Annotated in this window: 17 protein-coding genes; 11 read left to right on the top strand and 6 right to left on the bottom strand. The window is 54.5% G+C overall.

Translation table 11 applies throughout. The features are described from left to right. The gene (locus ACT3TF_RS09975) at window positions 1-2,847 is read right to left on the bottom strand and encodes a valine--tRNA ligase (RefSeq protein WP_444672153.1); all 2,847 of its coding nucleotides are present in this window, start codon (window positions 2,845-2,847) and stop codon (window positions 1-3) included. Window positions 2,848-2,908: 61 nt separating this feature from the next. Continuing rightward, complete coding sequence (locus ACT3TF_RS09970; RefSeq protein ID WP_096282142.1) at window positions 2,909-4,069, bottom strand: MFS transporter; 1,161 nt, start codon at window positions 4,067-4,069, stop codon at window positions 2,909-2,911. Between the two features lie 170 nt (window positions 4,070-4,239). Here ACT3TF_RS09970 and ACT3TF_RS09965 point away from each other — a divergent pair, with 170 nt between their 5' ends. Further along, a complete protein-coding gene (locus ACT3TF_RS09965; protein WP_096282141.1) occupies window positions 4,240-4,695 on the top strand; it encodes a Spy/CpxP family protein refolding chaperone in 456 nt (151 codons plus the stop codon). A gap of 87 nt (window positions 4,696-4,782) precedes the next feature. Here ACT3TF_RS09965 and ACT3TF_RS09960 read toward each other — a convergent pair whose 3' ends face one another. The 3 genes from ACT3TF_RS09960 to ACT3TF_RS09950 all read right to left on the bottom strand — a co-directional run bounded on the left by ACT3TF_RS09960 (window position 4,783) and on the right by ACT3TF_RS09950 (window position 8,124). Beyond that, window positions 4,783-5,214 carry a DNA polymerase III subunit chi gene (locus tag ACT3TF_RS09960; RefSeq protein ID WP_096282140.1) on the bottom strand — a complete coding sequence of 144 codons (432 nt, stop codon included), beginning with the start codon at window positions 5,212-5,214 and terminating at the stop codon, window positions 4,783-4,785. Window positions 5,215-5,302: 88 nt separating this feature from the next. After that, complete coding sequence (locus ACT3TF_RS09955; RefSeq protein ID WP_096282139.1) at window positions 5,303-6,442, bottom strand: branched-chain amino acid aminotransferase; 1,140 nt, start codon at window positions 6,440-6,442, stop codon at window positions 5,303-5,305. Between the two features lie 161 nt (window positions 6,443-6,603). Next, window positions 6,604-8,124 carry a leucyl aminopeptidase gene (locus ACT3TF_RS09950; protein WP_444672151.1) on the bottom strand — a complete coding sequence of 507 codons (1,521 nt, stop codon included), beginning with the start codon at window positions 8,122-8,124 and terminating at the stop codon, window positions 6,604-6,606. A gap of 146 nt (window positions 8,125-8,270) precedes the next feature. Between ACT3TF_RS09950 and lptF the strand changes: the two genes are divergently transcribed. From lptF to ACT3TF_RS09900, 10 genes are all read left to right on the top strand, one after another. Beyond that, window positions 8,271-9,350, top strand: coding sequence for an LPS export ABC transporter permease LptF (lptF, locus tag ACT3TF_RS09945; RefSeq protein ID WP_096282137.1), 1,080 nt, complete (start codon window positions 8,271-8,273; stop codon window positions 9,348-9,350). Between the two features lie 11 nt (window positions 9,351-9,361). Further along, on the top strand, window positions 9,362-10,426 hold the full coding sequence (gene lptG, locus ACT3TF_RS09940; protein WP_096282437.1) for an LPS export ABC transporter permease LptG: 1,065 nt from the start codon (window positions 9,362-9,364) through the stop codon (window positions 10,424-10,426). 4 nt (window positions 10,427-10,430) lie between these two features. Next, on the top strand, window positions 10,431-10,904 hold the full coding sequence (locus ACT3TF_RS09935; RefSeq protein ID WP_096282136.1) for an RDD family protein: 474 nt from the start codon (window positions 10,431-10,433) through the stop codon (window positions 10,902-10,904). 192 nt (window positions 10,905-11,096) lie between these two features. Then, a complete protein-coding gene (locus tag ACT3TF_RS09930) occupies window positions 11,097-11,303 on the top strand; it encodes a (2Fe-2S)-binding protein (RefSeq protein ID WP_096282135.1) in 207 nt (68 codons plus the stop codon). A 204-nt stretch (window positions 11,304-11,507) separates the two neighbouring features. Then, complete coding sequence (gene bfr / locus ACT3TF_RS09925; protein WP_096282134.1) at window positions 11,508-11,990, top strand: bacterioferritin; 483 nt, start codon at window positions 11,508-11,510, stop codon at window positions 11,988-11,990. Window positions 11,991-12,375: 385 nt separating this feature from the next. Beyond that, entirely contained in the window at window positions 12,376-13,350 is a 975-nt protein-coding gene (locus tag ACT3TF_RS09920) for a Bug family tripartite tricarboxylate transporter substrate binding protein (RefSeq protein ID WP_444672150.1), read from the top strand. Between the two features lie 74 nt (window positions 13,351-13,424). Then, window positions 13,425-13,916 carry a tripartite tricarboxylate transporter TctB family protein gene (locus ACT3TF_RS09915; RefSeq protein WP_096282132.1) on the top strand — a complete coding sequence of 164 codons (492 nt, stop codon included), beginning with the start codon at window positions 13,425-13,427 and terminating at the stop codon, window positions 13,914-13,916. Continuing rightward, window positions 13,910-15,403, top strand: coding sequence for a tripartite tricarboxylate transporter permease (locus tag ACT3TF_RS09910; protein WP_096282131.1), 1,494 nt, complete (start codon window positions 13,910-13,912; stop codon window positions 15,401-15,403). The genes ACT3TF_RS09915 and ACT3TF_RS09910 overlap by 7 nt, the downstream gene beginning before the upstream one ends. Further along, window positions 15,400-16,095 (top strand): GntR family transcriptional regulator, encoded by a 696-nt coding sequence (locus ACT3TF_RS09905; protein ID WP_444672149.1) that lies wholly within the window; start codon window positions 15,400-15,402, stop codon window positions 16,093-16,095. Before ACT3TF_RS09910 ends, ACT3TF_RS09905 begins: the two co-directional genes overlap by 4 nt. Before the next feature lie 60 nt (window positions 16,096-16,155). Next, window positions 16,156-17,103: a 2-hydroxyacid dehydrogenase gene (locus ACT3TF_RS09900; RefSeq protein WP_096282436.1), complete on the top strand. Its 948-nt coding sequence runs from the start codon at window positions 16,156-16,158 to the stop codon at window positions 17,101-17,103. Between the two features lie 214 nt (window positions 17,104-17,317). Here ACT3TF_RS09900 and ACT3TF_RS09895 read toward each other — a convergent pair whose 3' ends face one another. Next, window positions 17,318-19,081, bottom strand: coding sequence for an ABC transporter permease subunit (locus ACT3TF_RS09895; RefSeq protein ID WP_441683927.1), 1,764 nt, complete (start codon window positions 19,079-19,081; stop codon window positions 17,318-17,320). Between the last annotated feature and the right edge of the window lie 4 nt (window positions 19,082-19,085).

Raw genomic sequence — 19,085 nt, 5'->3', positions numbered from 1 at the left:
TTACAACGCCTCGATCTTCACCTTTTGCTCTTCCAACAACTGCTTGGTGGCTTGGAATTCCGCGAGTTTGCAGCGCTCTTTGTCGACCACGGCAACCGGCGCCTTCGCGATAAAGCCGTCGTTGCCGAGCTTTTTCTCGATGCCGTCGATGAATTTATCCTGCTTTTCGATCTCTTTGGCTAGGCGGGCCAGCTCGGTATCTTTATCGATTAAGTCTGCCATCGGTACCAGCACTTCCATATCACCCACAAGCTGCGTGGCGCAAAGCGGTGCGTCGTTGGGGTTTTCAAGCCAGCTAACGCTTTCCAACTTGGCGAGTTTAGACAGGAAGTGACGGTTGCTTTCCAGACGTTCGATGTCCTCGGGCTTGCCTTTGGTGAGCATCACGTCGAGTAGTTTACCGGGGGAGATGTTCATCTCGGCGCGGATATTACGCACGGCAATGATGACGCCTTTCAGCCACTCGATATCCAGGCTTGCCTGATCGTCAATTTTGCTTGCGTCGGTTTCCGGCCAAGACTGCAGCATGATCGAAGCACCTTCACCCATAAACACGCCCGCCAGCGGCGCGACGCGCTGCCAAATCTCTTCGGTGATATAGGGCATCATCGGGTGGGCGAGGCGCAGAATCGTTTCGAGTACGCGCACCAGCGTGCGGCGGGTGCCTCTTTTCGCTTCTGCAGTGGCATTTTCGTCCCACATCACCGGTTTGGAAAGCTCCAGATACCAGTCGCAGTACTCGTTCCAGACAAATTCATACAGCGCTTGTGAGGCGTGGTCGAAACGATATTCATCCATCGCTTTAGTGACATGAGACTCAACCTTCTGCAGCTGCGAAATAATCCATCGGTCAGCCAGAGAGAGCTTAACGTCACTGCCGTCTATCCCGCAATCTTCGCCTTCGGCATTCATCAGCACATAGCGCGAGGCGTTCCACAGCTTATTGCAGAAATTGCGGTAGCCATCCAAGCGGTTCATATCAAACTTGATATCGCGCCCTGTGGTGGCTTGGGAGAGGAAGGTAAAACGCAGCGCATCGGTGCCGTGAGCTTCGATGCCGTCTTTAAATTCGTCCTTAGTTGCCTTGGCAATGGCCTTCGCCTGCTTCGGCTGCATCATATTGCCGGTGCGTTTGTCGAGCAGTTCATCCAAGGTGATGCCGTCGATCAAATCGATGGGATCGAGTACGTTGCCCTTGGATTTGGACATTTTCTGACCCTGACCATCACGCACTAGACCGTGCACATACACCGTTTTGAACGGCACCTGCTTGGTGAACTTCAGGGTCATCATGATCATCCGAGCAACCCAGAAGAAGATGATGTCAAAGCCGGTGACCAGCACGCTGGAAGGATGAAACGTCTCAAGCTCTGGCGTTTGTTCTGGCCAGCCGAGAGTGCCGAAGGTCCACAGGCCCGAGCTAAACCAGGTGTCGAGCACGTCTTCGTCTTGGGTAAGCGTCACGTCGGCACCAAGGCCGTGCTTCTCACGTGCTTCTTCTTCGCTGCGGCCAACGTAGATATTGCCTTCGGTGTCGTACCACGCTGGAATGCGGTGTCCCCACCACAGCTGGCGGGAGATACACCAGTCTTGCAGGTCGCGCATCCAGGCGAAGTACATGTTTTCGTAGTTCTTGGGTACGAACTGAATATCGCCGTTTTCCACCGCTTCAATGGCAGGCTTGGCGAGAGATTCCACTGCCACAAACCATTGGTCGGTGAGCAGCGGTTCAATCACGTCACCTGAGCGATCGCCATGGGGCAGGGTGTTGTTAACGGCTTCTACCTGCTCCAGCAGGCCAAGTGCATCCATGTCCGCAACGATTTGCTTACGCGCTTCGAAGCGATCCAGGCCGGCGTACTTGGCAGGCAGGCTGGCATCTTCGTCAGGATGAGGCTGACCCTTCAGGTCAAAGATTTCTGCGCGTTCAAGGATCGCCGCATCTTTGGAGAAAACGTTAATCAGCAGGTGGTTATGCCGTTTGCCGACTTCGTAATCGTTAAAGTCGTGGGCGGGGGTAATCTTGACGCAGCCCGAGCCTTTTTCTATATCCGCGTGTTCGTCGGCCACTATCGGAATACGCCGACCAACCAGCGGCAGCTCAATAAAGGTGCCGATCAATGAGGCGTAGCGGGCGTCGTCTGGGTTCACGGCTACACCGGTATCACCGAGCAGCGTTTCAGGACGGGTGGTGGCGACTACCACGTAGTTTTTGCCATCAGCGGTTTGCACACCGTCTGCCAGCGGGTAGCGGAAATGCCAGAAGCTGCCTTGCTGCTCTTTGTTTTCTACTTCTAAATCAGAAATGGCGGTGTGCAGCGTCGGGTCCCAGTTGACCAAACGCTTGCCACGATAAATCAGCTTTTCTTCGTGAAGACGAACAAATACTTCTTGTACTGCTGTGTAGAAACCGTCGTCCATGGTGAAGCGTTCACGGCTCCAATCTACGCTTGCGCCCATGCGGCGCAGCTGGCGGGTAATCTGCCCGCCTGACTCTTCCTTCCATTCCCACACTTTATCGATAAACGCATCACGGCCTAAGTCGTGGCGGGTTTTGCCCTCTTCCGCGGCGAGTTTACGCTCCACCAGCATTTGCGTGGCGATACCGGCGTGGTCGGTGCCTACCTGCCACAGCGTGTTGTTACCCTGCATCCGCTTCCAGCGCGTCAGGGTATCCATAATGGTGTCCTGGAACGCGTGGCCCATGTGCAGGCTGCCGGTGACGTTAGGCGGGGGGATCATGATCGAAAAAGGCGCGCCCTTACCGGAAGGGGCGAAACGGTTGTCGGCTTCCCAGCGTTCGTACCAGCGGGTTTCGATCTGCTCGGGTTGGTAGGTCTTTTCCATGGGAGTCGGCTCACGGCTGGCAAAAAATGTGCACAAGTATAGCGCGAGAGGTGCTGGCTCGTCAGGTGCTTCGGGTGCGCATCGCGATGAGTCCAAGAATCGGGCCTGGCAGCAGCCACCAAATGACCGCTAGCGACTGGCTTGACCACAGTGCGGTGACCAGCGCAATGGAGGGAATAGTAATCCCGAAGCCAATGGCATTCATCATCGCCAGCGCCGCCCCTAAACGTTCAGGCGGCGCGGCGGCGCTGGCCAATGCTGAAAACTGGGCAGAGTCGGCAATCACGCTAATCCCCCATATGCCTAACAGCGCTAAAAGCAGCCAGGGCGAGGCGTTGCCAAGCAGCGGGTATATCAAACACAGCGCGCCAGAAACCGCCAATGCGATACAGGCCACTCTGTCGCTGCCGATATGACGGCTCCATTTACCCGCCAGCACACAGCCGGGTAGCCCCAAGGCAATAACGGCAAAGCTCAGCCACGGCTGGGCACTGCTGGCGGCGCCTAGGCGCTCTAGCTCCCGGGCGACTAAAAACGGCACCAGTGCCCAAAGCGCGTACAGCTCCCAGCAGTGGCCGAAGTAGCCCAGCGCAGCGGCGCGAAAGCGGGACTGTTTGAACGCTGCTAACCCCGCCCACGGCTGGCCGCTTTTGGCGATGGCCGGTAGGTGAGGGCCAACGCCCAAGCGAGCAATCATCAGTGCGGCGACCAGTGCCAGCAGTGACGCCAGCAGCAGCGGCCACTGCCAGGGAAGATGCAGCGTTAAACCGCGCAGCAGGTGTGGGGACGCAATGCCTAGGGTCAGCATGCCGACTAGCCAGCCTAACGCCGCCCCAGCATGGCTTGGCGTCCAGCTCACGACTAGCTTCATGCCGAGCGGATAGATGCCTGCCAGGCAAAGCCCGGTGGCAAAGCGCGCCACTGCGGCGAGCGTCACGCTCTCGGCGACGCCAATAAAGGCGGCATTGATCAATGCGCCCAGCACCGCTGAAATCGCAAACAGGTGGCTGGCGCGGACACGATCGGCCAAGCCTGTGGTGGCCATTAGTAGGGTGCCGGTAATAAAGCCGGCTTGAACGGCGATGGTTAATAGGCCCAGATCACTTTCGCTCAGGCCTACGGCCTCCTGGAGCGCCAGGCCAACGCCGTTAACGCTGAACCACAGCGAGGTGCCAAATAGCTGGGCGATGACAATAACGGCCAAGGGGTAGCGCGTGAGCACGTTTGAGTCTCCAATAGTGTAACGGGCGCGGCAAGGCCCCTAATGGTAATCAACAATTTTTCATTGCGACGAATTTTTTGAAAACAGCATTGTCGGAGAGCGAGAGTACCGCAAGACCCGCCAGGATTGTGCCGGGGAGGAAATTCATTTTGTACGCAATTGGAGTTTTTATGCAGTTAGCTAAACTTTTCGTTCCAGCAGTCGCCGCCCTGGTGTTCAGTGTGCCCGCTATGGCTCAGCAAATGGGTGGTGGTGCCCCCAGTGTCGATGACCAGGTTAACCAACTCGACGAAATGGTGGATCTGAATGATGGGCAGAAGGAAGAACTCAGCAACCTTTTGACCCAGATGCAAGACGACGTTGGTGCCAATGAGCAGGAAGCCCAGCAGTTGCAACAGCAACTCAGTGAGCACGTTCAGCCTGATTACGACGAAGCTGCCATTCGGGCGGATGCAGAGCGTCTTGGTGACCTAACGGCCGAGATGACCGCGGATAGCATTATCATACAGTCTCAGATCGAAGGCGTTTTCACTCAGGAGCAGCGCGATCAACTGGATGAGGCCATGGCTCAGCAGCAGGAGCAAATGCAACAGATGCAGGAGCAGATGCAGCAACAGGGAGGCTAAGGCGACGACGTACTGACAGAGATTGCCTGGTTCTGCTGATGACCCCGCCAAGTGCGGGGTCACGTGTTTATGGGTGCCGTTCAGCCATTACCCCAATTTATGCGGCACAACTTCATGGCCGAGCTCTTTATAGCGCTGCCAGCAGGCGCGTTTGGCGACCAGCACTTGTTGGTGTTGATTGATGATCTCGGCGATCCGCGCGTAGTTTTCTACGCCGTCGGGAATATCGGGGTGCAGGTTAAGCAGCGCAGTCTCTTGCGCAGGTACCGGAAGCTGTTGCCAGCCAAGCGTAATGGGCACGCTGGCGGCCATTTCGCTACCTTCCAACGCGTGGGGCAGGTAGGCATCGGGGCGAAAATTCCACAGCGCGCTGTCGGCCTGCTCAGCGAGCGCTTTGTCCTCGCAGTGCAAATGCAGCTGATAGCCCTTACGCCAGATGGTCTCGGCGAGCTTACAGGCAAACTGCAAACGGGCTTCTAGGGTCGTGTCGGGCAGGATGTAAAAATCAATGCGCGCCATAGCGATTCCAGATAAGTCGGGTCTAGAGTAAGCGGCTCCAAACGACGCCGCCGCAAAGAATGCGGCGGCGAGAAGAAGCGCTTCGGCGTTAAACCAGCTTAGTTAGCCAGCCGTGCGTATCTTCACTACGGCCATACTGCAGATCGAGCAGCTTGCTACGAATGCGCATAGCGACTTCGTTGCTGTCACCAGCGCCTTCAATGGCAGATTTGAGGCGAATACGCTCGTTTTCGGAAACCAGCTCGCCCACCGGGGTGATCACTGCGGCGGTACCGCAGGCAAAGACTTCGATGATCTCACCCGACGCCGCGCCTTCGCGCCACTCATCAATGCTGATCGGGCGCTCTTCTGGCGTTAAGCCTTCCTCTTTGGCCAGCGTCAGTATCGAGTTGCGGGTCACGCCTTCCAAAATAGTGTCGGTTAAACGTGGCGTTACCAAACGGCCATCTTTAAACACGAAGAACAGGTTCATACCACCCAGCTCTTCAACCCACTTGTTTTCAGCAGCATCTAGAAACGCAACCTGGCCACACTGATGAGCTTCAGCTTCTTTCTGCGCAGCTAAGGACGCCGCGTAGTTACCGCCACACTTGGCAAAGCCAGTGCCGCCTGCGGCCGCGCGCTTGTAGTTCGAGGAAAGCCAGATCGATACCGGCGCAACGCCGCCTTTAAAGTAGGCCGCCGCTGGTGAAGCGATCACGTAGTAATCGACCTCTTGAGACGGGCGAACGCCTAAAAACGCTTCAGAAGCGATCATAAAGGGGCGTAGGTAAAGGCTGCACTCGTCGGAGGTGCTGGCGGGCGTGGGGACCCAAGCATGATCTTGGGCCAGCAGCGCTTTTAGCGAACCAATGAAGTCTTCATCGGAGAGTTCTGGGAGTGCCAAACGACGCGCGCTGCGGCGAAAACGCTCGGCGTTTTTCTCAGGGCGAAACGTCCAGATCGAACCGTCAGCATGGCGATAGGCTTTAATGCCTTCAAAAATTTCCTGGCCGTAGTGCAGCACTGACGCTGCAGGATCTAGCATCAACGGGCCATACGGACGCACCTGATGGCCGTGCCAGTCGGCGTCTTGGGTCCAGCGAACGTGGGCCATGTGGTCAGTGAAATACTTGCCAAAACCTGGGTTACTTAGGATATTGCCACGAATATCATCTGCCATCGGCTGATTGGATGGCAGAGTTTCAAAACTCGTTTCAAAACCCGTTTCAAAGCTTGCAGTGGGCACGGCTATTTGTCTCCGCTAGAACCACGCCCAGGGTTGGGCACGGTTGGATACGATGGTGAATTCGATACAGCAGCACCGAGCCTCGGCTCGGTGCTGCTTGATATGTCCAGGTTTAACGGTTGCGGCGCAGAAAGGCAACCGTTTCACGCATGAACGAGGCGTTAAGCGTCACTATTTTCGACCTGAGTGTCGGTTTCACGATCAAGCAAGTACTGGGTTAATAGGCCAACAGGGCGACCCGTTGCGCCTTTTTGCTTGCCGGAATGCCACGCGGTGCCTGCGATATCTAGGTGTGCCCAGGGGAAGTGATCGGCAAAACGTGACAAAAAGCACGCTGCGGTGATCGTGCCCGCTGGACGACCGCCAATATTGGCAAGATCGGCAAAGTTAGAGTCTAGCTGCTCCTGGTACTCGTCCCACAGCGGTAAATGCCACGCGCGGTCCCACGCGGCTTCACCTGCATCTAATAAGTCGAGTGCCAAATCGTCGTTGTTGGAAAGCAGACCGGTGGCGTGGTGGCCCAGGCCAATAATCACCGCGCCAGTGAGGGTGGCGATATCCACCACGCTTGCCGGCGTAAAGCGCTCGGCATAGGTCAGCGCATCGCATAGCACCAAGCGGCCTTCTGCATCAGTGTTGAGCACTTCAACGGTCAAGCCTTTCATCGTCTTGATAATATCGCCAGGCTTGGTGGCATGGCCGTCGGGCATGTTTTCCGCGGCGGCAACGATAAAGACTAGGTTGAGCTTTGGCTTAATCGCCAGTACCGCTTTGACGGTCCCGAAGACGCTGGCGGCGCCGCACATATCGAATTTCATTTCGTCCATGCCTTCACCAGGCTTGAGCGAAATGCCGCCGGTGTCGAAGGTAATGCCTTTTCCGACCAGCACATGGGGCGCGTCTTCAGCGTTTTCAGCACCGGTATATTTCATTACGATCAGGCGGGTTGGCTCTTTGCTACCGCGACCTACGGACAGTAATGAGCGTGCGCCCAGTGCTTCGAGCGCCTCTTCATCGAGAATCTCAACGTCCAGCGCACCGTTTGACTCGCGGCCTAGCTGCTGCGCCTGCTCGGCTAGGTAGCTGGGGGTGCAGATATTGGCAGGCAGATTACCTAGCGTGCGGGTGTAGTTGATGCCTTGGCCAATTGCGTTGCCTACTAGAGCACCTTGCTGAACGATAGGCTGCGTGCTGGCGTCACTAATGACGAGTGTGAGTTTGGTAAGACTGGGGGCTGGCGCAGGCGTCGATTTGAACTGATCGAAGCGATAAATAGCCCGCTCAGCGGCTTCTAATACTTTACGAGCTTTCCAGGCCGCGTCGCGGTCGGTTAAAGGTATATCATTAAAAATGACGCTGGCTTCATCAATGGGCAGTTTCACCAGCGCGGCCATGGCGGCATCCAGCGCCTTAATGTAGGCCGCTTCCTGGCATTTTTCGCGTTCGCCCAAGCCGACCAATAACAGCCGCTGTGCCCCGAGGCCTGGCGCAAACGGTATCATGAGTACGCTGCCTAGCGAGGCATCAAAGTCGCCGCGCTCCATCAATTGGCCGATCAGACGCTCGCTAGCGTCGTCCAGTTTGGCGACGCTGGGCAGTAGGTCACTACCTTTAAAAACCGGCACTAAGAGACAGGCGGTTTCGGTTTTGGCCGGATTAGCAGTTTGAACGGAAAATTCCATGACGTCTCCAACAAGACAAGCATCGAGGGATTCGGGATAATGCCTCGTTGCTTTTGAATTTGAAAAGGCAGTGAGAATAGTTTCATTAGTGTACCCAAGCCATGCGGGTATTGCATGGCATCCTGCACGACTAGCCGGAGAGCGCGTTGATTTTATTTCGGTATTTAACTCGCGAAGTGTTACTCACCATGGCGGCGGTTGCCGGCATTCTGCTGTTGGTGATCATGGGCAGCCGTTTTATCCGTTATTTCGCAGATGCGGCGGAGGGTGACTTTCCCGTCACTATTTTAGGCAGCCTGATGATGTTTCACCTGCCTGGCTTTATGGAACTGATACTGCCGCTGTCGTTTTTTCTAGGCATTTTGCTGGCTTACGGGCAGCTCTACATGAACAGTGAGATCACTGTCATGGTCGCCTGCGGTATGAGCCCGACGCGATTGTTGAAAGTAACGCTGCTGCCGGCCAGTGTTGTCGCGGTGCTGGTAGGCATGTGCAGCCTATGGCTGACACCCTATGGCGCGCTGCAAACGGAAACCGTACTGGAGGAGCAGCGCAGCCGTTTGGATGTGTCTGTGCTCGCACCGGGGCGCTTTCAGGAGTTTGGTGGCGGCCGCACCGCGTACATAGGCAGCTTTACCAGTGATGGCACTGAGATGCAGGATGTATTGGTGCACGAGCAGAATCAGCCCGGCGATGAAAATACCCACGACTATATTACCCGTGCCGCCTCTGGCTATCAGGAAACCCGGATCGATACGGGCAGCCGTTTTCTGGTGCTAGATAGAGGCGAGCGCTATGGCGTCACCCCCGGGCAGCAAAGCGCTGAACGGCTCACCTTTGATCGCTATACGCTGCGTTTAGGGCTAAACAGTAATCGGCAGTCGCTGGATTCCCTGGAGTATGCCACTACGCCAGCGCTATGGAATGATCCAAGCCCGCGTGCACAGGCACAGTGGCAGTGGCGTGCAGGGCTCCCGCTAATGGTGTTTATATTAGCCCTAATGGCGCAGCCGCTTTCCCGTGTTAATCCCCGTCAGGGGCGTTTTGGCAAGCTGCTACCGGCGGTATTTTTATACGTCGCGTATCTGAGCCTTTTACTTGCGGTGGTCGACGCCATCGGCAGTGAAACGTGGTCCGCCACGCTGGGTGTATGGCCGGTACATGGGCTGTTTTTAGGATTGGGCCTGCTGCTGCTGTGGCACTCGCAACGTAAGGGAATGCGCTGATGGTGAATCTGCTGATGGTTGACCGCCTGGACCGCTATATCGCCCGCAACGTGCTGGCGGCTATTGTTGTGGTTCAGTTCGTGCTGTTGGGCTTGGATATTACGATTGCCTATATCGATAACTTAGGCGACGTCCAGGCTGGCTATACTGCCCTTGATGCGCTGTTTTACTTGCTGATGCGTACGCCGTGGCGCTTCTATCAATATGCCCCGGTGGCAGTGTTAATTGGCGCGTTAATTGGCTTGGGCAGCATGGCCTCTAATAACGAGCTCACCGTTATGCGCGCCTCTGGGCGCTCCCTCGCACGTATTGTGTGGGGCGTGATGAAGCCTGTGCTGCTGGTGATCGTCGTGGTGTTGCTGGTGGCTGAATACGTCAGCCCGCGCACCGAACAACACGCTGAGGCGTGGCGCTTAGAAAAGATTCAGGGCGAAGGCACGATGCTGACTAGCCGCAGTGGCTGGCAGATTGAGGGCGACAGCGTCTACCGCTTCGGGGCGATCCGTGCTGATGATGTGGTGCTTGATTTAACCCGCTACCGCTTTGATGACCGGCAGCTAGTGGAAGCCACCTATGCCCAGCGCGCGCTTTGGGAAGACGGCGCCTGGCGTTTGGAAAACGTCTCTACGACGCGCATCTTCGATAATCACACTGAGTCCGACCAGGCCGCAAGCATGGGGTGGGAAACGTCCTTTACCCCCACGCAGCTTGAGCGCTTGCTGCGCGATATAGAAAGCCAGGCGCCCAGTGAGCTTTGGTACTACGCGAAGTTTCTCGCTGATCAAGGCCTGCAAAATGATCAGGCACTGCTGTATTTTTGGCAGAAAATGCTAATGCCACTCACCATGGGCTCATTAGTGCTGATTGCGGCCTCGTTCGTGTTTGGCCCGCTGCGCACCGTGGCCGCGGGTACCCGCGTGTTTTACGGGGTAATTACCGGCCTCAGCTTTAAATATGTGCAAGACCTACTGGCGCCTGCATCAACGATTTTCGGATTCTCACCCGTGTGGGCCGTCTTAGTGCCGACGCTTGTGTGTGCCGGGGTCGGGATCTATTTCTTACGCCGCAACGGTTAGCAAGATGCGCACGCGACGCTTTACTCAGTTGGGTGATGCGTGGCCAGCAGGCCTAGGCCGCCGCTTAGGCGCCATGCTCTACGACGGCTTTTTGGTTACGGCAATCTGGATTGCAGTGACGGTGGTTCACCTAATGTTTTTCCGCTATATGCTGGGCCAGTCGCCTGAAGACATTGGCGCCACCGCCTGCGATGTTTGGAGCCTGCGAATCATGCTGGTCGTGTTTGTCAGCCTGTTTTTTGTTTTCTCCTGGACGCGCGGCGGCATGACTCTGGGAATGCAGGCATGGCGGCTGCGTGTGCAAACGCGAGAGGGCTATTCACTGAGCGTGACGCAGTGCCTCATTCGCTGCGGCGTTGCGTGGCTATCGCTGCTGACGCTTGGGTTAGGCTATCTGTGGGTGCTGTTCGACCCACAACGACGTAGCTGGCCAGATATTGTGTCTAAAACGCAAACCGTCGTACTGCCAAAAGGCTAACGCGGTCGAATTTGCGCCGAAAAATAATAATTAGGCGAAAATTATTGCCTGCAAAAAATGTCGCGGCGCCAATATGTTATCGAGCGGCAGCTGTGTGTTAAGACGAATGCCTCCCAAAAAGCAGTCATTTCTACTTGATAAGATGTATACGAATCATTTACATTCATCTCATAGCTTATATGAGGTGTCACCATGTACGTTTGTGTGTGCAAGGGAGTAACCGATCATCAGATTCGTCAGCAGGTAAGCGACGGTGCGCGCAGCTGGCGGGAAGTACGCGAAGCAACCGGCTGCGCAACGCAGTGCGGTAAGTGCGCGTGCTATGCCAAATCTATTACCCGCGATGCCGTACAAGAAGCGCGTCAAGAAGCCGATATGGGACTTGCTTACGCCGTGTGACGCGAATCACTCTTGTTAGAGTTATCGTTTGCAAATGTATGATTTGCTTGAACTTTTAAACACCTTATCTATACTCTCAGGAAAGCTGGGAGTGTAGCTATGTGCGTCTATACTCCTTCTCTAACGTAACTGCTTGATCGCATTATTTAAAGGCCACTTAAACACTGGCTTAACTATCAGCATTACCGTTGAAAAGGTGACATTATGAAAGGTGATACTAAAGTTCTTGAGCATCTCAACAAGGCGCTTGGTAACGAACTCGTCGCGATTAATCAGTATTTTTTGCATTCCAAAATGTACAAAGATTGGGGCCTGAAAGCACTGGCCAAGTGGGAGTACGAAGAATCCATCGAAGAGATGCAGCACGCTGACAAGATCATCGAGCGCATCCTATTCCTAGAAGGCATTCCCAACCTGCAAGACCTGGGCAAGCTGCACATTGGTGAAAACGTTAAAGAGATGCTCGAAAGCGATCTAAAAATCGAGCACGATGGCCGCAACGATTACATTGAAGCCATCACCTACTGTGAAAGCGTAAAAGACTACGTTACCCGCGATATGCTGCGCGACCTGCTCGCCGATGAAGAAGGTCACATTGACCACATCGAAACTGAGCTGAAATTGATCGAACAGGTGGGTATCCAGAACTACCTGCAGCGCCAAATGCAGATGGCTGGCGAAGAGTAAATACGCTGGCAGTATTATCGTATTAAGTGATCGTTTCACGTTAATGCGCATAGCAAAACGGGCAGCCCATGGGCTGCCCGTTTTCTATTAGGCGACACGCGAGTTATGAGCTAGTCGCCAGAGTGTCGCCTGACTTTCCGCTCTCTGAAAATAACCATGAAGCTATAGGGTCTCTACATATTATTCCTGCCGCGAAGCATTTGCCGCCATTCTTCAATAAACTTCCATCATATTAATAGTTATCTAAATCAATTACTTGTTCCGTTTCATGGGTGTTTTTTTCACATTTGAAACTTGCTGCAAAGACTAAAGTTTAAGTCTCATTGCTTTGACATAGTGCATTTAAAAAGCTTTATATATCGTGATATATCAAAGGAGTGTGACTATGCGCAAAACAACCTTTCTAACAGCATCGGCGCTACTTATTGCTGGCCTTATTCCCTCTCTGGCGTTGGCTCAATGGCCGGAACGACCTGTCAATATTGTCGTTCCTTCGGGTGCTGGCGGCGGTACCGATCAGACCGGGCGAATGTTGGCTGAAAGGCTTCAGGAATATTTCGGCCAACCCTTCAATGTAATTAATCAGGGGCAAGGGGGAGGTGTAATAGGTCTTTCCTCAATCAAAAATGCTGATCCCGACGGCTATACGCTGGGGGTTCTTTATAATTTCGCCCATTACGCGGCGATGGGGCAGGCCGACTTTGATGCAGCAGACTTTACTGCTATTGCACAGTTCAACTTTGATCCGGCTGGCTTCCAGGTTCGCGACGACAGTCCTTGGGAGAATATCGAGCAGGCTTTGGATGATATTCAGCAGTCTCCAGAGGATTATGTTATTGCCTGCGGTGGTGGGTGCGGGGGCTCCTGGCCCATGGCTGTTGCAACAATGATGGATCAGTACGGTGTTGACGTATCAAAGGTGCGTTTTGTATCAGGTCAAGGGGCTGCCGCTGCATTGCAGGATCTTGCTGCTGGCGGTGTCGATATTGTTCCTTCTTCTCTGCCTGAGGCTAGTCCCTTGATACAGGCGGGGCGCATCAAATCGCTAGTAGTGATGGGTGATGAAAGGCTGGAAGCTTTCCCTGACGTTCCTACGCTGGCCGAAGCTACCGACATAGGCTTGCAGCTGGGAGCCTGGCGTGGACTAGTGGCTCCCCAAGGGTTACCTGATGAGATCGTCGAGCGGCTTGAAAGCGCTATGCATGAAATCGTGAACGACGATCAATGGCGCCAACAGATGACTGATCGCGGTTTTGGTATTCAGTGGCGTGATGCCCTTACGTTCAGCGATTTTATGAACGAGCAACAGGTCTCGGTACGCGAGCTCATCGAAACCATCGGTTTAGTCAAGAGCAACTGATTCTTGCTTGTCATTCGCCGGCGGCATGCCTAAGTGCCGCCGCAGTTCAGACAGTCGTACTTGGAGTCATCGCTTTGAAATTCGACGACAGTATCAGTGGGCTACTCATTATCTGCTTCGGCAGCATGGTCATTTTTTTTGCTCAACAGTTACCGACACTGCAGTTTATCGATTATGGGCCGGGCTTCTTTCCTACCTTGATCGGTATTGTGCTTGTTATATGTGGGTTGTCTGTACTGGCGAAGCGGATTGTTTCCAGCCAAGGCAAGATAGCTACTTGGGTGCGCATCGATAGTGATCAGGATGTATGGAAATCGCTATTAACCATTGGCTTTGTGATTGCCGTTATTCTTTTTTATATCTTTACCGTCAAAATTCTGGGTTTTTTGGTAACGATGCCGCTGGTGCTTTTTTCATTATTGTTTTATTTCCACCGCCGTCTTGGTCGAGATCTGGGCATTGCTGTTATTGGTAGCATCGCCTTCCATAGCTTTTTTTATCAGTTAATGTCGGTGCAGTTGCCTTGGGGCCTGTTAACACCATTCGCGGGGACTCTGACATGGTAATGAATGCTCTAGCGTTATTGTTCACGCCCACAACACTTGGTGTCATGCTCGCGTGCGCTCTTTATGGGCTCGTGATTGGCGCTATTCCCGGGTTTTCCGCTGCGATGGCGGTCGCCCTAATGGTTCCCGTCAGTTACTTCTTGGATCCTGTGCCCGCGCTAGCAGGCGTTGTCACTCTCTGCGCTATGGGTATTTTTTCGGGAGATATTCCCGGCGCACTGTTACGTATTCCTGGAACACCAGCTTCCGCAGCTTATGTTGATGAATCCTACAGAATGACTCAGAAGGGGCAGGCAGGGCTCGCTCTGGGAACAGGCTTAGTATGCTCGTCAATAGGTGGGATATTCGGCAGCATCGTATTGATTTTTGCAGCGCCCTCATTAGGGAATTTAGCCCTGCAGTTTAGCTCAGTTGAGTATTTCTGGTTGGCTTGCATGGGTCTGACCGCAGCGATTGCCGTCTCTCAGGGCTCAACCGCTAAGGGAGTTGTTTCCTTAAGCCTTGGTTTGTTGATTGCAATGGTAGGCCTTGACCCGGTATCTGGACAGCCTCGTTTCGCCTTCGGCACGGAATATCTCTCCGGCGGGCTAGGCTTTATACCGGTGCTCATCGGTTTATTTGCCTTATCAGAAGTCTTTCGATTTGCGCTGTCGCCAAAGGGCGATGAGCTTGCACCGGTAGGCAAGTTAGATGATGTTTTTCGGGGAGTGCTGTCTGAGATTAAGCGCATGGGGTTTCAGATACTGCAGGGTTGCGGCATTGGGACTCTGGTCGGCGCTATTCCGGGGGCTGGAGCTGACATTGCCTCTTATATCGCTTATGCCAGCACGAAGAAACAATCCCGTCACCCGGAAAAATTCGGCACTGGAATCGTCGATGGCATAGCATCAGCCAGTGCTGCCAATAATGCGTCGATTGGTGGAGCTCTCGTCCCGGCCACAGTGTTTGGTATTCCTGGTGACAGCCTGACAGCTGTGATTATAGGCGTCCTTTATATGAAAGGGCTTAACCCAGGGCCTACCGTTTTTCTGACGCAAGGTGATCTTATCACCGCAGTATTTCTTGCCTTCTTACTCGCCAATATTCTGATTGTACCGTTTGGCTATCTTGCGATCCGTATTTTCAGGCACATTCTAGCCGTGCCGCGAACGATTTTAATGCCCTTAATCATCGCGGCTTGCATTATCGGTGCGTTCGCGGTGGAGAATACGGTGTTTGCCGTCGTGACAATGCTGTGCGCCGGTATACTTGGCTTTTTCATGGAAGAAAATGGTTTTCCGCTTGCGCCAGCGATTCTCGGCGTCGTATTGGCTCCCATCGTTGAAGAGAATTTTCTTAATACATTGGTAAAATCAAATGGCGATATGCTGGTCTTCTTCAGTCGTCCTATCGCCTTGGCTCTAGCAGTAATCACTATCGCTATCTGGGTGGTTCCTCCCTTGCTAGCGCTTCTACGTCGCAATAAAGGCAGAGTTAAATCAACATGAACGGATCTTACGGTTCTACTATATCAACGCTTTTCTCGCGTGCAGAGGAGGCCTATACGATCATCGAAGAGATGATCGTTACATTGACCCTAGTACCGGGAGAGATTCTGACGGAGCAGGCACTCTGCGAGCGGCTCGATATGGGTCGAACACCCATTCGGGAAGCGCTATTAAGACTTAAGCAAGACTATTTGCTTAGCGTTCTGCCCAGGCAGGGGATTTTTATCCAGCCGATTGATACGACGACAGCTCTTGAGGCTTTAGACGTTCGCCAGCATGTTGAAGGGTTGCTTATCAGGCGCGCGAGCCAACTGGCTAGCGATAGCCAACGGCAAGAGTTCCTGCGTATGGCCGATCAGGCCGAAAAGGCCTTAAAAAGTGCCGATAACGTAGCTTTCTCACAGATTGATAAGCGTTTTAACGAACGAGTGTGTGAAGCAGCCAGGCACGCTGTTGCTGCTAAGACCATCATGCCATTGCATGCGGTATCGCGCCGAATTGGCTTTTTCTTGTCACAGTTCGCGGATTTGGGCCTAGCTGATACGGGACCTCCCCACGTGGAAATCATGCGGGCAATCGCTGAGGCCGATGCGGATACGGCACTAACCTCGCTAGGCGTGCTGCACCGGCGTACGCGCGAGCAGACTCTTGCTATCGAACGAGAAGGGTTACTTGATCGAGCTAACAAGTGATCGAATCATTGTTGCTGCCGGTGCCCGTTAATGCTTATTCAGAAGGATGAAACTGTATATATGCCCCGATCTAATATAATCCTAGTAGGTGCTTATTCTCCCCAACAGCGTGAACGGCTAGAAACTCGTTTTACCACGTGCTCTGTTGATACTCCGCAGCAGTTGATGAGGCTCGCTAGCGACGAGCGGAAGGCCTGTGCAGCAGTTGCCTGTCATGGTCACTCACCTTTTGGTGCTGCTGAAATGGATGCGCTTCCCAGCTTGCGTCTGATTGCCAACTTTGGTGTGGGTTACGACGATATCGATATCGACGCGGCTACGAGCCGCGGTATCACGGTGACTAATACGCCCAACGTGCTAAATGATGATGTCGCTGATTTGGCCGTCGGAATGTATTTGGCCCTCAAGCGTCGCCTTATTGCTGGTGATCGCTGGGTGCGCAGCGGAGACTGGGCGCGTATTGGCTCATTTCCGCTGAATGCACATACCAGCGGTCTGCGTGTTGGCATATTAGGAATGGGGCGGATAGGTAAGGAAATTGCTGACCGCATGGTAGCGTTCAAAACCACCGTGCATTACCAATCACGTCAGGCCAAACAAGTACCTTCTGATTGGGTTTATCATGCCGATGCCATCGATCTAGCACGCTCGGTGGATGTTCTGTTTGTAACGATAGTGGGTGGAGATGAAACTCGCCATTTCGTATCGGCTGAGGTACTCAGTGCATTACCTAGCGATGCCGTTGTGATCAATGTTTCCAGAGGCACGGTGATTGATGAGGATGCGCTAATTCAGCGTCTGCAAGGCGGATTTTTAGCGGGCGCTGCGCTTGATGTCTTTGCAACTGAGCCGCATGTAGATCCGCGGTTGTGCGATCAAGAAAATGTCTTGCTTCAGCCCCATCAAGGTTCGGGTACTATTAATACGCGCGAATCCATGGGGGACTTGCAGTACGCCAATATTCTTGCCTTCACAGAAGGTAATGAGCTAATAACGCCTGTTAATTGATATGCAAAATTGCGCTAATTACCTACCAACGGTAATAACAACAGCAGCACAACAACGGAGCATTCGCTCGAGCGTGGGCTAGTCATAGGATGCAGGAGGCGCCTGTTTTTGTATCGAATAGCCTGCTATTTACAGCAATCCAGATTGTTATATAAAACGTGCTAAAAGCAAAACGGGATTACAGGCTAATTCCACTGATGGTTGCTCCATATAGTCAACGTGATACTTTCCTGACGCCGACAATGCTTGAAAGCGATACGGCGAGGATGGAAAGCAGAATCAGCGCCAGCGCAGGGATAAGCACCGTCCAGGGCCCACGCTCGATATAGGGCATGCCTTCGGCCAGTATTAGCCCCCACTCAGGTGACGGCGGGCGTGGGCCAAGGCCCAGAAAGCCCAATGCCGCAAGGGCGAGCGCCACTCCTGGTAAGCGCAGCATGGCATGGCGAAACACCGGGCCAAGTACTGCTGGCAACACATAACGGCTCATCAAGCGAAAATGGCCGACGCCTAAAATAGGCGTAATCCGCACGTGGGGTTGGGCTTTGACTTCGGCAACCAGCGCTGCCGTATGGGCCGCCAGCGGTGCCCAGGCAACCGCTGTTACGGCAATAATGGCGCCGCTGGCGCTAGGCCCTGCCAGCCCCGCCACGATAAGCCCCGCAATCGTGGGCGGAGTAGCCTTGGTGATTTCAATCGGACCGGTTGCAAGCCTTGGCGCCAAGCCCATGAGAAGCCCGAGCACCAGCGACAAGCAGACAACGGCAACGGCCATCCCCATGGTGGAAAGCGCCCCGTGAGCAACGCGTGCCAGAATATCCCGTCCCGTTCCGTCCGCGCCTAGTGGCAGTGCCCAGCTTGGCGGCTCAAGACGCATAAACAATGAGGTAAACGGGTCACGTGTCATCCCTGCAACCACCAGCACACATAGCAGGGCGATGGCCACCGAGGGTACTACCCATGCCCCTCGCTGGGCATGTCGCTCGCTATGCGCCACCGGCAGTGCGCCCAGCCGAAACGCACGCCCTAGCAGCAGCGCGCGGCCAATGTTGGCCAAGCTGCCCAGCACAATCGCAATCACCAGTAGAATAAGAATCCCGGTTTGAAGCGCAGGCATGTCCTGCGCCGCTGCTGCTCCCAGCGTTGCCCGACCAAGCCCTGGAATAGAAAACACCTGCTCGACGGCAATCGCACCACCGGTTAAGCCTACCATCACCATGCCCACCTGAGGCATAAGGCTAGGTAGGGTTCGTCGCAGTGTTGCCAAGGTAATCCGGCTGCGTGAAAAACCCGCCACGCTCCAGGTGGCCACCCAGCGCTCGGTAAACGTCGCCGCCAGACCATCGCTAAACAGCCGACCCAGCAAGCCGCCTGCCGGTAAGCCTAGCGCCAAGGCAGGCAGTACGGCATAGCTTAAACCGCGCCAGCCGTAAGGTGGCAGCCAGTTGAGCCAGGCGGCAAAAATGACCAGCAGTATGGACGCGAGCAAAAACTCAGGCAGAGCTGTCAGCGTTGCGCCAACCGCGCCGGATGAGCGGCTGACCCGGCCGTTAAGGCCGCGACGAACCACCGGCACGCAAATAAGAGTGGCCGTGATAACTGCTACCAGCATGCCAAACGCCATTAACGTGACCGATACCTGCGCGCTTTTTAACATGCCCGGCAGTACGGGCGCGCCAGATATCCAGGAGTTGCCCGCATCGCCACGCATTAACCCTATCAGCCAGCTTTGCAGCTGTTCAAGCGGGCCAAGCTCAAGGCCAAGCTGGGCACGAATGGCTGCCAAAGCTTCGGGCGTTGCCTCTTGTTCGGCAGAACGCGCTCGCAGAATACTCAGCGCAGGGTCCCGTCCTGATAGCCACGGCAGCAGCCCGACCAGAACCACCACGCCCGCCAATGTTACCAGGCGCGAGATCAGCGGGATAAAGGGTTCAATGCGCAGGCGGCGCCACAAGCGCAACGGTATCGCGGTCGTCATTCGT

It is taken from the genome of Halomonas sp. AOP25-F1-15 (genome assembly GCF_052378675.1).
GTDB lineage: Bacteria > Pseudomonadota > Gammaproteobacteria > Pseudomonadales > Halomonadaceae > Vreelandella > Vreelandella casei.
This window is presented reverse-complemented; position numbering and strand designations above follow the sequence as displayed.

What these genes read in the sequence shown, in the direction of transcription:
- ACT3TF_RS09975 (WP_444672153.1), bottom strand. Translation starts at nt 2,847, where the DNA reads ATGGAAAAGACCTACCAACCCGAGCAGATCGAAACCCGCTGGTACGAA.
- ACT3TF_RS09965 (WP_096282141.1), top strand. Translation starts at nt 4,240, where the DNA reads ATGCAGTTAGCTAAACTTTTCGTTCCAGCAGTCGCCGCCCTGGTGTTC.
- ACT3TF_RS09960 (WP_096282140.1), bottom strand. Translation starts at nt 5,214, where the DNA reads ATGGCGCGCATTGATTTTTACATCCTGCCCGACACGACCCTAGAAGCC.
- ACT3TF_RS09950 (WP_444672151.1), bottom strand. Translation starts at nt 8,124, where the DNA reads ATGGAATTTTCCGTTCAAACTGCTAATCCGGCCAAAACCGAAACCGCC.
- ACT3TF_RS09935 (WP_096282136.1), top strand. Translation starts at nt 10,431, where the DNA reads ATGCGCACGCGACGCTTTACTCAGTTGGGTGATGCGTGGCCAGCAGGC.
- ACT3TF_RS09930 (WP_096282135.1), top strand. Translation starts at nt 11,097, where the DNA reads ATGTACGTTTGTGTGTGCAAGGGAGTAACCGATCATCAGATTCGTCAG.
- bfr (WP_096282134.1), top strand. Translation starts at nt 11,508, where the DNA reads ATGAAAGGTGATACTAAAGTTCTTGAGCATCTCAACAAGGCGCTTGGT.
- ACT3TF_RS09920 (WP_444672150.1), top strand. Translation starts at nt 12,376, where the DNA reads ATGCGCAAAACAACCTTTCTAACAGCATCGGCGCTACTTATTGCTGGC.
- ACT3TF_RS09910 (WP_096282131.1), top strand. Translation starts at nt 13,910, where the DNA reads ATGGTAATGAATGCTCTAGCGTTATTGTTCACGCCCACAACACTTGGT.
- ACT3TF_RS09905 (WP_444672149.1), top strand. Translation starts at nt 15,400, where the DNA reads ATGAACGGATCTTACGGTTCTACTATATCAACGCTTTTCTCGCGTGCA.
- ACT3TF_RS09900 (WP_096282436.1), top strand. Translation starts at nt 16,156, where the DNA reads ATGCCCCGATCTAATATAATCCTAGTAGGTGCTTATTCTCCCCAACAG.
- ACT3TF_RS09895 (WP_441683927.1), bottom strand. Translation starts at nt 19,081, where the DNA reads ATGACGACCGCGATACCGTTGCGCTTGTGGCGCCGCCTGCGCATTGAA.